The 12,960-nt window shown below is 68.3% G+C and carries 10 protein-coding genes and 1 pseudogene; 8 read left to right on the top strand and 3 right to left on the bottom strand.

Translation table 11 applies throughout. The features are described from left to right. The first annotated feature begins 139 nt into the window (after positions 1 to 139). The 5 genes from imuA' (at position 140) to NU1_RS32245 (ending at position 5,592) form a co-directional block, all read left to right on the top strand. Positions 140 to 898 (top strand): DnaE2-dependent mutagenesis accessory factor ImuA', encoded by a 759-nt coding sequence (gene imuA', locus NU1_RS32225; protein ID WP_245720411.1) that lies wholly within the window; start codon positions 140 to 142, stop codon positions 896 to 898. 369 nt (positions 899 to 1,267) lie between these two features. After that, positions 1,268 to 3,091, top strand: coding sequence for a DNA polymerase Y family protein (locus tag NU1_RS32230; protein ID WP_067527258.1), 1,824 nt, complete (start codon positions 1,268 to 1,270; stop codon positions 3,089 to 3,091). A gap of 67 nt (positions 3,092 to 3,158) precedes the next feature. Beyond that, positions 3,159 to 3,923: an alpha/beta fold hydrolase gene (locus NU1_RS32235; protein ID WP_067527259.1), complete on the top strand. Its 765-nt coding sequence runs from the start codon at positions 3,159 to 3,161 to the stop codon at positions 3,921 to 3,923. Between the two features lie 158 nt (positions 3,924 to 4,081). After that, complete coding sequence (locus NU1_RS32240) at positions 4,082 to 4,642, top strand: YdeI/OmpD-associated family protein (RefSeq protein WP_067527260.1); 561 nt, start codon at positions 4,082 to 4,084, stop codon at positions 4,640 to 4,642. Then, a complete protein-coding gene (locus NU1_RS32245) occupies positions 4,639 to 5,592 on the top strand; it encodes a ferredoxin family protein (protein WP_067527261.1) in 954 nt (317 codons plus the stop codon). The genes NU1_RS32240 and NU1_RS32245 overlap by 4 nt, the downstream gene beginning before the upstream one ends. A 361-nt stretch (positions 5,593 to 5,953) precedes the next feature. On the opposite strand, the gene NU1_RS32250 is transcribed toward NU1_RS32245, so the two are convergent. Then, on the bottom strand, positions 5,954 to 6,928 hold the full coding sequence (locus NU1_RS32250; RefSeq protein WP_067527262.1) for an SDR family NAD(P)-dependent oxidoreductase: 975 nt from the start codon (positions 6,926 to 6,928) through the stop codon (positions 5,954 to 5,956). A gap of 409 nt (positions 6,929 to 7,337) precedes the next feature. On the opposite strand from NU1_RS32250, the pseudogene NU1_RS32255 reads away from it, so the two are divergent. Next, positions 7,338 to 10,793, top strand: a pseudogene (locus NU1_RS32255) (error-prone DNA polymerase); the annotation flags it as partial. 54 nt (positions 10,794 to 10,847) lie between these two features. Then, on the top strand, positions 10,848 to 11,075 hold the full coding sequence (locus NU1_RS32260) for a DUF167 domain-containing protein (protein WP_067527263.1): 228 nt from the start codon (positions 10,848 to 10,850) through the stop codon (positions 11,073 to 11,075). A 56-nt stretch (positions 11,076 to 11,131) separates the two neighbouring features. Here NU1_RS32260 and NU1_RS32265 read toward each other — a convergent pair whose 3' ends face one another. Next, a complete protein-coding gene (locus NU1_RS32265; RefSeq protein ID WP_067527264.1) occupies positions 11,132 to 11,746 on the bottom strand; it encodes a Uma2 family endonuclease in 615 nt (204 codons plus the stop codon). 159 nt (positions 11,747 to 11,905) lie between these two features. Then, positions 11,906 to 12,370, bottom strand: a complete 465-nt coding sequence (locus tag NU1_RS32270; protein WP_067527265.1) for a tRNA (cytidine(34)-2'-O)-methyltransferase — start codon at positions 12,368 to 12,370, stop codon at positions 11,906 to 11,908. Between the two features lie 257 nt (positions 12,371 to 12,627). Here NU1_RS32270 and NU1_RS32275 point away from each other — a divergent pair, with 257 nt between their 5' ends. Next, positions 12,628 to 12,945: a DUF3017 domain-containing protein gene (locus tag NU1_RS32275; RefSeq protein WP_067527266.1), complete on the top strand. Its 318-nt coding sequence runs from the start codon at positions 12,628 to 12,630 to the stop codon at positions 12,943 to 12,945. The last annotated feature ends 15 nt before the right edge of the window (positions 12,946 to 12,960 follow it).

Raw genomic sequence — 12,960 nt, forward strand, 5'->3', positions numbered from 1 at the left:
TTCGGCCGAGGCGGTGGCCACCCAGGTCGGGTCGGGGTCTGACCGGGTCGAGTCGAGGCTCGACCCGGGTGGATCGCCGTCTGCATCGGCCGGGTCGGGGTCTGCCCTGACCGAGTCGGGATCCGCTCGAGGTGGGCGGGTGCCGGGGCGTGTCCCCTTGGTTCCGGGCGAGGTGCGGACCACTTCGGGCGAGGGCGGGTTCGTCCCGGCTGGATCACGGTCCGCTTCGACCGGCTCGGGATTCTCCTCGGGCGGTTCGGGTTTCGTCGGAGTGCACCGGCGCGAGTCGCTATCGGTACCGCCCGCGCTGGCGGATCTGCTGCCGGAGGGGGGATTGGTCAAGGGGTCGGTGGTCGTCTATACCGGAGCCAGCTCTCTGCTCTCCGGTTTGCTGGCCGCGGTCACCGGCGCGGGCGGGCATGCCGCCGCTGTCGGCCTACCCCGCCTCGGCTTACTGGCCGCTGCCGAAATGGGTGCGCAGCTGGGTCGTTTGGCGGTTGTCGCCGATCCCGGCCCCGATCCCCTGGAGGTGGCCTCGGTCTTGCTGGACGGCCTGGACCTGGTAATCCTCGGCCTGAACGGCGTAACCGTCCCACTTTCCCGTGCCCGTGTCCTCGCCGCCCGCGCCCGCAGCAAGAGCTCCACCCTCGTGGTCACCAACGGGGCCTGGTCCCTCCCGGCTCTCCGTATCGACACCCGCGTAACCGGTTACGACGGCCTGGGTCGAGGCAGCGGCCGCCTCCGCACCGTCTGCCTGGAGGTCTCCGTCCGGGGCCGCTCCACCCCGCTCCGCAAAGGCCGTCTCGATATGTTCCCCTGCAATGGCCGAGTCGAATGGTCCACACCCGCCCGCACCCCCGTCGAGACACTGAAACACGCCCACCATGCGGTCTCCTGAGTTAGCGGCAGGCGCAGCTCAGAAAGATCCGCACCCGCACCAGTTCCCCACGGCCGCAAGGTATCCCGTACCTGCGGCAGTATGTGAATTCCAGCACCCGGTGCGTCCATGCCCGCCGCCGCGTTGGGTGCTGTCGCGCTCCGCTGTGTCCGGTGGGTCGATCGTCATGCTGTGGCCGAGTTATGTGGCGGCAGTTCCGTGTTCTGTGACGCGGAAGGTTGACGGGCCGCCTGTGTCGTGTCGTTCCCGCGTGAGCGGTGGGGCTGCGGCTGTCCGTGTCCGCGCGGGTTCCGCAGCTCCACAAGAGTTTCCGGGCTGTGGAGCGGGCATGGGGTCGTGCCATGAATCGGGCTCCGCCGTACCGGTGGGATGCGCCGTGTCGGCGGAGGGGCTGTGAGCGGGCGGTCGCGGGTGCTGGCGGTGTGGTGCCTGGATTGGCCCGCGGTGGCGGCAGCCGCGGTGGCGGGGGTGGCGGCTACGCGGCCGGTGGCGGTGTTCTCGGGTAATCGGGTGGTCGCCTGTTCCGCGGTGGCTCGGGCCGAGGGGGTGCGGCGGGGGGTGCGGCGGCGGGAGGCGCAGGCGCGTTGTCCGGATCTGCTTGTGGTGCAGGATGATCCGGATCGGGATGCGCGGATGTTCGAGCCCGTTGTCGCGGCGGTGGATGCGACGGTGCCGGGGGTGGAGGTATTGCGGCCCGGGCTGTTGGTATTGGCGGCGCGGGGTGCGGCGCGGTACTTCGGGTCCGAGGAGCTGGCGGCCGAGCGTCTGGTCGACGCGGTGGCGGCGGCCGGGGCGGAATGCCAGATCGGGATTGCCGATGAGGTGTCCACGGCGGTATTCGCCGCGCGCAGGTCCACCATTGTGCCGTCCGGGGCAGGTGCGGAATTCCTCGCACCGCTGCCGGTGGGCGAGCTGGCCGCCGAACCCGCGCTGTCCGCGCCGCAACGATCGGACCTGGTGGATCTGCTGCATCGCTTGGGATTACGCCGCATCGGTGATTTCGCTGCACTCACCCCCACCGAGGTGTCGTCGCGATTCGGCGCCGATGCCATCGCGGCGCACCGCTGTGCCCGCGCCGAACCGGAACGCCCCCCGTCCGCTCGAGCCCCCGCTCCCGACCTGGCCGTCGAATACCGTTGCGACCCACCGATCGACCGCGTGGACGCCGCCGCCTTCGTGGGCCGCATGCTCGCCACCCAACTGCACGCCAAACTGTCGGCGGCCTCCGTGGCCTGTACCCGCCTGTCCGTGCAGGCGGAAACCGAAGCCGGAGAGCAACTCTCGCGAACCTGGCGCTGCGCCGAACCCCTCACCCCCGACAGCACCGCCGACCGCGTCCGCTGGCAGCTCGACGGCTGGCTCACCCGCCGTGTGCTCGGCGGGAACGACGTGGACCAGAGCGCCTTGGCGGATGATGCGCGTCCGGAACCTGCTGGATACGAGGCGAAGTCGAGGGCGACCGGTCGCGGGGCAAGTGCTGACTCGGCTCGAGTGGGTAGCGAAACGCAAGCCACCCGGTCTGCCGAGGGATCGACCGGAAATGGGGCATGGTCGGGCAGAGCTCGCGGGAAGACCGCGAGAAATAGTGGGCGCGGCGGCAATTGGGGTGCGCCGACCGCCCCGATCACGCTGCTTCGACTGGAGCCGGTCGAGGTGGTGTCGGCCGGGGCGTTGCAGCTCGGCCTGTGGGGTGGCGTCGGGGAGGAAGAGGAGCGGGCTCGGCGAGCGCTGATCCGGGTGCAGGGGCTGCTGGGCGGGGAGGCCGTGCGGATGGGAGTGCTCAGCGGTGGGCGCGGCCCCGCTGAGCGGGTCACCATGGTCACGCTCGGTGAGGAGTTGGTTCCGGCGGACGATCCGGCGAAACCGTGGCCGGGGCGGCTGCCGCAACCCGCACCCGCCGTCATTCTGGCAAACCGCCCGCAGGTCCGCCTCGAAGCCGCCGACGGTACCCCGGTATGGGTTACCGATCGCGGCCTCTTCACCGCCGACCCGGCCCACCTGCATTGGGGCTCCCGCAGCTGGCAGCTCAATGGCTGGGCGGGCCCCTGGCCCCTCGACGATCGCTGGTGGACCCACCAGCTCCCGCACGGATACGCGGCCCGCGCCCAGGTCCTCCTCGACGGCGACGATATCCGTGCGCTACTGCTACTCGCCTACAACAGGGCCTGGCATGTGGAGGGGCTCTACGAATGACTTGGGACTATGGTCCCGCGCACAACCAGCGGCGGAGCACCCGGGATGGCCCGTAGGCTGGCTCATCGTGGAGTTGACGGTCACCCGGGTCGCCTTCGGGGATGTGCGGATCGCCTACCGGGATTCGGGGGCGGGCTCCGCGCATTCCGCGAACGAGGTGCCGGTGCTGCTGATGCACGGTATGGGTGGGGACGGCCACACCTGGGATCGGTTTGCGCGCCAGCTGGTGCGGCGCGGGCGGCGGGTGATCATTCCGGATCTGCGCGGGCATGGGCGTAGCGCGCACACCGATTCCTATCGATTCCCGGAATTCGGGGCGGATGTGCTGCGGCTGTGCGAGCGGCTCGACCTGGAATCGGTGGACCTGGTGGGTCATTCGCTCGGCGGCTACGCGGTGTCGTGGGTGGCGATGGAGCGCCCGGAATTGGTGCGCCGCTTGGTAATCGAGGAGCAGCCGTTACCGCTGCGCTCCGGTGACGAGCAGGTCGCTTTCACCCGTCGACTGCCGACCGTGCCGGAACTGTGGCACGCCACCACGAGCCTGCTCCGGCATCCGCGGGCGGTGCTGTCCTTCGACCGATCCATGACCGGAACGGCGCTGGAACAGTTCCGCAAGCCCTACCCGGAATGGTGGGAGGGCCTGGCGGATATCACCGCACCCACGCTGTTCCTGCGCGGCGGTCCCGGCGGCATGGTGGATCCGGTGAAGGTCGAACAGATGCGCACCGCCGTCCCCGACTGCGAGGTCCGCGCTTTCCGCTGCGGACACAGCATTCATCGCGACCGCTACTCCGACTTCGAGTCGGCGGTCCTGCCGTTCCTCGGCCACTAGCCCGGAATCGGCGTCTGCTGGTAGCAGGCCAGCCGGCATCCTGTACACGCGGGTGCCAGGACGAGGCGCCGAGTGCGGGCTGTCAGGTGCTGGGGCTCGGGTGCGGTCGCTGTGTGGGTGTGGGGAGGGGCTGGGTTGGGCGGATCTAAACTCGAGGCGTGTCCGCATCTGAGCGTCCGATTCTGTACTTCGCCGATGACGCGGGGTTTCGGGAGTGGTTGGCGGCCAACCATGCCGCGGTGGACGGGGTGTGGTTGAAGATCGCCAAGAAGGGCACGGGGTACATATCGCTCGATTACACGGGGGCACTGCGGCAGGCGCTGTGTTTCGGGTGGATCGACGGGCAGGCGCGGCGGCTCGATGACGAGTTCTATTTGCAGAGTTTCACACCGCGACGGCAGCGCAGCCAATGGTCGCAGCGGAATGTGGGATTCGTGGCGGAGCTGATCGAGCAGGGATTGATGCATCCGGCGGGGCAGGCGGAAATCGATCGGGCCAAGGCCGACGGGCGGTGGGACAACGCGTACGGGCGGGATCTGCCGCAGGATTTCCTCGATGCGCTGGAAAAGCATCCGGAGGCGGCGGCCTTCTTCGAGACGCTGCCCGATTCGGCGCAGTCCTCGGTCGGCTATCACCTCGGCGGCTCGGTGCGGCCGGAGACGCGGGCGCGGCGGCTGGAGCAGCTCATCGCGCAGCTCGAGGACGGGCAACCGCTGTGACGGGATTCGACGGCCTCCCCTGCACGACCGCCGCGCTGGAGGTGCCGCTGGCGGGCAGCGCCACCGAGGTGACCGGCTGGCTCTGTGTCGAACAACCCGGCGCGTGGGGCCGCGATGTGATCGGCGACGAGGTGCTGGGCCCGGAGATCACTCCCGAGCTCGCCGCCCGCACCAAAGCCGCCCGGGTGCGCCCCACCCTGATCCGCAGACCAGGCCGCAATGAGTTCACCGGTGTGCGAACGGTATTCATCGCCAGCTCCAGACCCGAGGGCTCCTGGTGTGAGCGCTTCGAGATCACCGACCTGAAACAGCTGCTCGACCTCGATCTGCATCTGCTGAACGGACCCGCCCCCGGAATCGGTGTGCCCGTGGCTGATCCACTCGTCCTGGTCTGTGCCCACGGCAAACGCGATCAATGCTGCGCCCGTCTCGGCCGCCCCATCGCCGCCCGCCTCGCCACCGCCTACCCCGAAAACGTCTGGGAGTGCTCGCACACCGGCGGTCACCGCTTCGCCCCCGCCGTAGTCCTGCTTCCCACCGGCCTCACCTACGGCCGCCTCGACGAGAACAACGCGGTCGCCATGATCGCCACCGCCGCCCGAGGCATGGTGCCGCTCACCGGCTTCCGCGGTCGCAGCTGCTACACACCCGTCGAACAGGTGGCCGAAATAGCGGTCCGAGAACAGCTCTCGGCCGCACCGGAGACCGCGGCGGGCATCGACGACCTGACGGTGCGGCCCGTTCCGGCAACCCCCGCCCCGAACAACCTGGCCACCACCTCCGCCGACCCCGCCACCTTCGCGGGTGCGGCCGAGGTCACCCACCGCGACGGCCGCCGCTGGCTGGTCACCACCCACACCACTGCCTACCCTCCCCGCCAAGCCAGCTGCGGAGCATCCCCCAAACCGGTAACGGCGGTAATAGCCAACGAAATCCACCAACTCCCCTGATCTCAGCCACTTCCGCGCATAAGTGCCCGCCCACCGACAGCCGGAAGACTCCGCAGTTCCCAGGAGCCCGGGGCGTAGTCCTGAGCGCCCGGAGAGCTCGAGGCTCCGTCGTTTCAGGAGCTCCGGGTCAAAGCCCCTGAGCGTTTGGGAGGCTCCGTCGCTTCCAGGTTCATGGCGGATCCCGAGCTCTGAGAGTTGAGAGGCGTCGTTGTTTCCGGGTGGGGGCGGAAACTCGAGTCCTGAGGGTTGGGAGGTTTCGTCGTTTCCGGGTCGGGGCTGACCCCGAGCCCGAGAGTTGGGCGGCTCCGCCGTCTTTGGGGGTTCGGGGGCGAAGCCCCTGAGAGTCCCGAGAGTTGGGCTACTACCAGTGTGTTCCGGGCACCAATCGCGCGGCGCGCCGCAGGGCGGTACCGGTGGCGCGAATCGCGGGCGGCACCTCACGGCTCTTCCGTTTCGGTGGAACGAACTCCAATTCGGTAGTCTCCTCGCCCTTTTCGCCCTTGGCGGCAGCGGAATCCGGGAGCGCGCGGTAGTACCGGTGCAGGATTCGGTCCTTCAGGTGCGGAGTGATCAGACTGCCGTATTCGGCGAGGGTGCCCAGTGGTACATCGATGCGCTTGGGGCGATCGGTGAGGGCGCGCACGATGGTGGCGGCCGCCCACTCGGGTGATTCCGAGGGCCCCTGCTTACCGCTCGGCGCAATCATGGGCGTGCGCACCAGTGGCATGTGGATGGTGGTGAAAGTGATGTTGTCCGCGAGCATTTCGGCCGCCGTCACCTCGGCGAACATATCGAGCGCGGCCTTCGACGCCAGGTAGGCGGCGTAACGCGGGGTGGCGACCTGTACCCCGGCGCTGGAGACATTCACGATATGGCCGAACTTGCGCTCCCGCATCTGCGGCAGCAGGGCGAGGGTCATGCGCACCGCGCCGAAGTAGTTGACCGCCATGGTCCGTTCGAAGTCGTGCATGCGGTCGGTGGAGCGGTGCACGGCCCGGCGGATGGAGCGGCCGGCATTGTTGACCAGCATGTCCACCTGGCCGTGCTCGGCGAGAATCTGCCCGACAGCCTTGTCGACGGAATCGCCCTCGGTGACATCGCACTGATAGGCGTACGCCGTGCCGCCCTCGGCCCTGATCTTGTCGACGACCACGGCCAGTTCGTCGGCGCGACGCGCGAGCAGGAAGACTGTCGCGCCCTTCTCCGCTACGGAGATGGCGGCGGAACGCCCGATTCCGGAGGAAGCGCCGGTAATGATGACGTGTTTGCCGGTGAGATCCCGGCGGGCGCGTCGACGGGCCAGGTAGCCGTCACCGTCATTGGCGATCTCACTCATCGCTGCTCCTATGCAGGTCGGATTGCCTCGAACTTACTCCATAGTAAGTTCCGAATCCAGGATGAGTTCACGAGGCGGGTGTCACGGTTCGTCGGCGCGGTGTCGGGATGGTCGCCGGAGTGGCCGAAGGGGTGGGTGTGACGCGTGATTCGGGCTGCTCCGGCGGGTCGTGAGTCGATACAAACCGCCCGGTTCGAATCGGTGTATGGTCCCCATTCATCGAACATGAGTTCGATAGCTGTGGTGATGCGGAGGAGGGGTCGTGGGCTGGCACAACGGGCCGCCGACATGGTCGGAGCTGGAGCGTGTGCTGTCCGGGCGGCCGGGGCGACCCGAGCCCGCGGGCGATGGTGGCGACAGCCCCGCCTGGTCGCGTAAGCGCGAGCCCTACCGGGCCGCCCCGCTGCCGCCCGCCGCCGGGCCGACGGTTCCCTACGCGGAACTGCACGCCCACTCCGCCTACAGCTTCCTCGATGGCGCGAGCCAACCGGAGGAACTCGTGGAGGAGGCCGTCCGCCTCGGCCTCGAGGCCCTCGCTCTCACCGACCACGACGGGTTCTACGGCGTGGTGCGCTTCGCCGAAGCCGCCCGCGAATGGGGGATGCCGACCGTATTCGGCGCGGAACTCTCCCTGGGCACCGCCGCCCGCGCCGGAGCTCATCTCGTACCACGCGGTGGACGACGGGGCCGGACCGGTCGCCCCGCTCGCCCGACCACAGGTCAGGCTCGCGTCTACGACGGAGACGGTGACTCGAGTGCTGGCGGCCTGGACTCTCGTGCGCGCGGCGGTTCCGGAGACCGAGGGCGAAGCGGTGCGAGCTCGACCCGGTCGCATCGGCCGGATGCGGGCCAGGACGCCGAGGACCGGCCGCGAGCCGACGGCCGCGAGGCAATGCCGAACCGGGTACGGGACGGAGCGGACCGGTCGCGGGCGCGGGACGGCCTATGGCCGGATCGAGCCCCCGACTCCGAACCGCGCACGGGCGCACCGGATCCGGCGGGCCCGCATCTGCTGATCCTGGCGCGCGGCGAGGAAGGGTATCGGCGGCTGTCGCGGGAGATGGCCGCGGCGCACATGGTGGCGGGGGAGAAGGGGATTCTGCGGTACGACCTGGATCGGCTCGCCGAGGCGGCGGATGGGCACTGGCAGGTGCTCACCGGATGCCGGAAGGGGCATGTACGGCAGGCCTTGCAGCGCGGGGACGCGGAAGCCGAAGTGGCGCTGCGAGATTTGATGGATCGGTTCGGGCGGAACCGGGTGAGTGTGGAGCTCACCCACCATGGGATTCCGGAGGACGATGAGCGCAATGCGCGGCTCATCGCGCTCGCGGACCGGCTCGGACTGCCCGTATTGGCCTCCACCGGGGCGCATTTCGCCGCACCACCGCAGCGGCGGCGGGCCATGGCCCTGGCCGCGATCCGGGCGCGACAGAGTCTCGACGAGATGGCCGGATGGCTCGCGCCCACCGGTGGCGCGCATCTGCGGTCGGGCGCGGAGATGGCGCGGCTGTTCGCGGAATGCCCACGGGCGGTGACGAATGCGGCTGAGCTGGCCCGGGAATGCGCGTTCGATCTGCGTTTGATCGCTCCCCAGCTGCCGCCGTTCGACGTGCCGGACGGGCACGACGAGAACTCGTGGTTGCGCGAACTCACCTATGCGGGAGCGGCCCGCCGCTACGGTCCGGCGGCGAACAACCCGAAGGCCTACCGGCAGCTCGAACACGAACTCGCGGTCATCGGGAAGCTGGGCTTCCCGGGTTACTTCCTGGTGGTGCACGACATTGTCAGCTTCTGCCACGACAATGACATCCTGTGTCAGGGCCGGGGTTCGGCGGCCAATTCCGCCGTCTGCTACGCCATCGGCATTACCAATGTGGATCCGGTCGCCAATAAACTGCTGTTCGAACGGTTCCTGTCACCGGAGCGCGACGGGCCGCCCGATATCGATGTGGATATCGAATCGGATCGGCGCGAGGAGGCCATCCAGCACGTCTACGCCAAATATGGGCGCGAGTACGCGGCGCAGGTGGCCAATGTGATCACCTATCGCGGGCGGTCCGCGGTGCGCGATGCCGCACGGGCGCTGGGGTTTTCGCCCGGACAGCAGGACGCGTGGAGTAAACAGGTGAGCCGCTGGAGCGGCGTCGCGCAGGAGGAGCACACCGATATCCCCGCCGATGTGCTCGCACTGGCCGGTGAATTGGAGGGCCTGCCACGGCATTTGGGCATCCACTCCGGCGGCATGGTGATCTGCGACCGCCCCATTGCCAATGTCTGCCCGACGGAGTGGGCGCGAATGGCGAACCGCAGTGTGCTGCAGTGGGATAAGGATGACTGCGCCGCCGCCGGACTGGTGAAGTTCGACCTGCTCGGAATCGGCATGCTCTCGGCACTGCACTACATGATCGATCTGGTGCGTGAGCACAAGGGCGAGACCGTCGAGCTGTTCCGGCTGGATCTCACCGAAGCGGCTGTGTACGAAATGCTCTGCCGCGCCGACTCGGTGGGCGTATTCCAGGTCGAGTCGCGCGCCCAGATGGCGACCCTGCCGCGATTGAAGCCGCGCAATTTCTATGACCTGGTGGTGGAGGTGGCGCTCATCCGCCCCGGCCCCATCCAGGGTGGCTCGGTGCACCCCTATATCCGCCGCCGCAATGAGCGCGAAGAGGTGACCTATGACCATGACGCGCTGAAGAATTCACTGGAACGCACCCTGGGCATTCCACTGTTCCAAGAGCAGCTCATGCAGATGGCCGTCGATGTCGCCGGATTCACCGCCGCCGAGGCCGATCAGCTGCGGCGCGCCATGGGCTCCAAGCGCTCGACGGAGAAAATGGAGCGACTGCGCGAACGCTTCTACGAGGGGATGCGGACCCTGCACGGCATTACCGGCGAGGTGGCCGACCGCATCTACGAGAAGGTCTACGCCTTCGCGAATTTCGGTTTCCCGGAAAGCCATTCGCAGAGCTTCGCCTCGCTGGTGTTCTACTCGTCGTGGTTCAAGCTGCATCACCCGGCGGCATTCTGCGCCGGGCTGCTGCGGGCGCAGCCGATGGGTTTCTACTCCCCGCAGTCCCTGGTGGCCGATGCCCGGCGGCACGGCGTGGCGGTGCACGGCCCGGATATCAATCACAGCCTGGCCGAGGCGACCCTGGAGAACCGTGGCATGGAGATCAGACTGGGCCTGGCCTCGGTGCGCCATATCGGCACCGAACTGGCCGAAAAGATCGTCGCCGCACGTGAATCCGGCCCCTACCGCTCGTTCCTCGATCTCACCAACCGCGTGGAACTGACCGTCCCGCAAGCGGAAGCGCTGGCCACCGCGGGCACGCTCGCCAGCCTCGGAATTACCCGCCGCCAAGCACTCTGGGCCGCCGGAGCCGCTGCGGGCGAACGTCCCGACCGTCTCCCCGGCACCGGCGCGACCACCGACGCACCCGCCCTCCCCGGTATGAGCGAGCTGGAACTGGCCGCCGCCGACGTCTGGGCCACCGGTGTCTCGCCCGGCAGCTACCCCACCGAATTCCTCCGCCCTCGCCTCGACGCCCTCGGCGTCATTCCCGCCGCGGGCCTGCTCGGTATCCGCGACGGCACCCGGGTCCTGGTCGGCGGCGCGGTCACCCACCGCCAACGCCCCGCCACCGCGGGCGGCGTCACCTTCCTCAATCTGGAAGACGAAACAGGCATGGTCAATGTCGTCTGCTCGGTAGGTCTCTGGGCCCGCTACCGCCGCCTTGCCCAATCCGCCCCCGCCCTACTGATCCGCGGCCGTGTCCAGAACGCCGAGGGTGCGGTCACGGTGGTCGCGGACCACCTGCAACGGATGGACCTCCGCATAGACGCGAAATCCCGCGACTTCCGCTGAGCACCCACCTACCCGTGCGGTCGGCGAGAATGGGTACGCAGAGAAGGGAGTCCCGTGCCGACCGTGGTCCGAGCCACCATCAAACCGAACAGTAAGAAGGGCCCGCTCGTTGAAATTCTCGACGACGGCACCCTCACGCTGTATGTCCGCGCTCCCGCTGTGGAAGGCAAAGCCAATAAGGCCGCCTGCGAACTCCTGGCGACCCACTACGGCGTCCCCAAATCCGCGGTCCGCCTCACCGCCGGAGCCACGTCGCGCTTCAAGCGTTTCGAAATCGACTGAGCCCCTCTCCGAGTGGCCGCGTTGGACGGGTTCACGGAGCGGAAGCCCGGGAGCATTCAGAATTCGAGCTCACTCCACGGGATACGGATCGGGAACGGGAAGTCGAATTCGATGCCCTTGGTATCGGAGGGCGTCCACTCACGGGACAGCAGGTAGTTGGCCGTGTGCAGAACCCGGACTCCTTCGGGCAGCAGGTCGCCGTGCCTCGGCTCGAGGGCGTAGACACGGATCGCCGCGATGGCACTGGCCTCGCGGGCTAGATCCACCTCCCAGTACACGGGAATGCCGGCGCTCGCGTAACGCGCCTTCTTGGCCTCTATGTCGGACGGAGTATTCGCCGGTGACAGGACTTCGCCGACCAACATGACATCGGCGGAACGCAAATCCTGATAAGGAGATTCGAGGCATCGGTGGACCAGGAAATCCGGTGTCACGAAGTCGGACTTGCCGGTGGCTCCGAAGAAGATGTTCGTTTCGAAGCTGGCCCGCCAGCAATTTTCTGAGCTGATCGACATGGCTTCGCGCGCGCAGCGCTCCATGGCTGCCCACAGCCGACCGGTGAATATCTGATGCTCGCCGGGACCTCGACGAAGCCAAACCACACGTCCGTCCCACAGCTCGATCCGCGAGGCGATTTCCTCGGGCAGTTGTTCGAGCTCCTCCCAAGTCATGTGCTCAGGGAGATCGGGCCGTTCGATATGCGGGGCGGACACGTCGTCAGGGTAGTTCGGCATGCCCGCAGCCTTCCGGAGTTCGCACAGGTAGGACGGTTTCGTCCGGGTCGTCGTATTCCCGTGTTTCAGTACACCCCGCAGGCCGCCATCTGTCACCTACACCGCGCCGGGGAACCCCAGCTGCCGCCACGCTTCGTACACCGCGACCGCTGCCGCATTGGACAGGTTCATGGAGCGGCGGCCCGGGAGCATTGGGATGCGGAGTTGGTCGGTGACACGGGGATCGGTGAGGACGGTGTCGGGCAGGCCGGTGGGTTCGGGGCCGAAGAGGAGGGCGTCGCCGTCGGCGTAGGCGATATCGGTATTGCGGGTGGTGGCCTGGGCCGTGAAGGCGAAGACACGCTGCGGCTGGATGGATTCCCATGCGGCATCCAGGTTTTCGTGCACGGTGACGGCGGCGAGGTCGTGGTAGTCCAACCCCGCCCGGCGTAGCTTCGGCTCGGATAGGTCGAAGCCGAGGGGTTCGATCAGGTGCAGGTGGCATCCGGTACCGGCGGCCAGGCGAATGGCATTGCCGGTATTCGGGGGGATGCGGGGCTCGAAGAACACGAGATGGAACACGCCAGCCAGTCAACCAGACGGTTCGCTCGCCACCGCTCAGGGATTCGATGCCCGCATCGACGGCGGAGCCGGACGCCTCGTGTCGGCGGCCGGGACGGCACCGCGACCCGGGTCCGTCTCACCTTCGCCGAGTCGACTACGGCCGCGCACTCCGGGCCGGGCCGCCATGCGCCGCCCGCGTTATGGACGAGCGCGACTATGCGCCGCTACGACGGGGGTGACCATGCACCGCCGGGGTAGGCAATAGACTCGCCCGCGTGAGTCCAGCCCATGCCGCTCCCGAGAGCCGTAGCAGTCGCGTCGGCGCGTTCGTACGCACCAACCTGCCGCTGATACTGGTTGGCGCGGTACTGGTGGTGGCCGTGGTGTTCCTCGCCTGGGACCGCTGGCGACGCGGGGCCGTAATCATCGGAGGTGCGGCGCTATTGGCAGCGGCCTTCCGGCTCCTGCTGTCGACCGAGCAGGTCGGCCTGCTGGCTGTTCGCAGCAAGCGTTTCGATGTCTCGTGGCTGACCGTGCTGGGCACCGCCATCATCGTCCTGGCGGCCACCGTCAACACCCTCGGCGTCGGCTGACGTAGGCCTTACCTT

Origin of the sequence: Nocardia uniformis NBRC 13702 (genome assembly GCF_001613345.1) — a bacterium.
GTDB lineage: Bacteria > Actinomycetota > Actinomycetes > Mycobacteriales > Mycobacteriaceae > Nocardia > Nocardia uniformis.

Bases quoted from the DNA above. Each gene is read 5' to 3' on its own strand.
- NU1_RS32230 (WP_067527258.1), top strand. From the start codon at position 1,268: ATGCGCCGTGTCGGCGGAGGGGCTGTGAGCGGGCGGTCGCGGGTGCTG.
- NU1_RS32250 (WP_067527262.1), bottom strand. From the start codon at position 6,928: ATGAGTGAGATCGCCAATGACGGTGACGGCTACCTGGCCCGTCGACGC.
- NU1_RS32265 (WP_067527264.1), bottom strand. From the start codon at position 11,746: ATGACTTGGGAGGAGCTCGAACAACTGCCCGAGGAAATCGCCTCGCGG.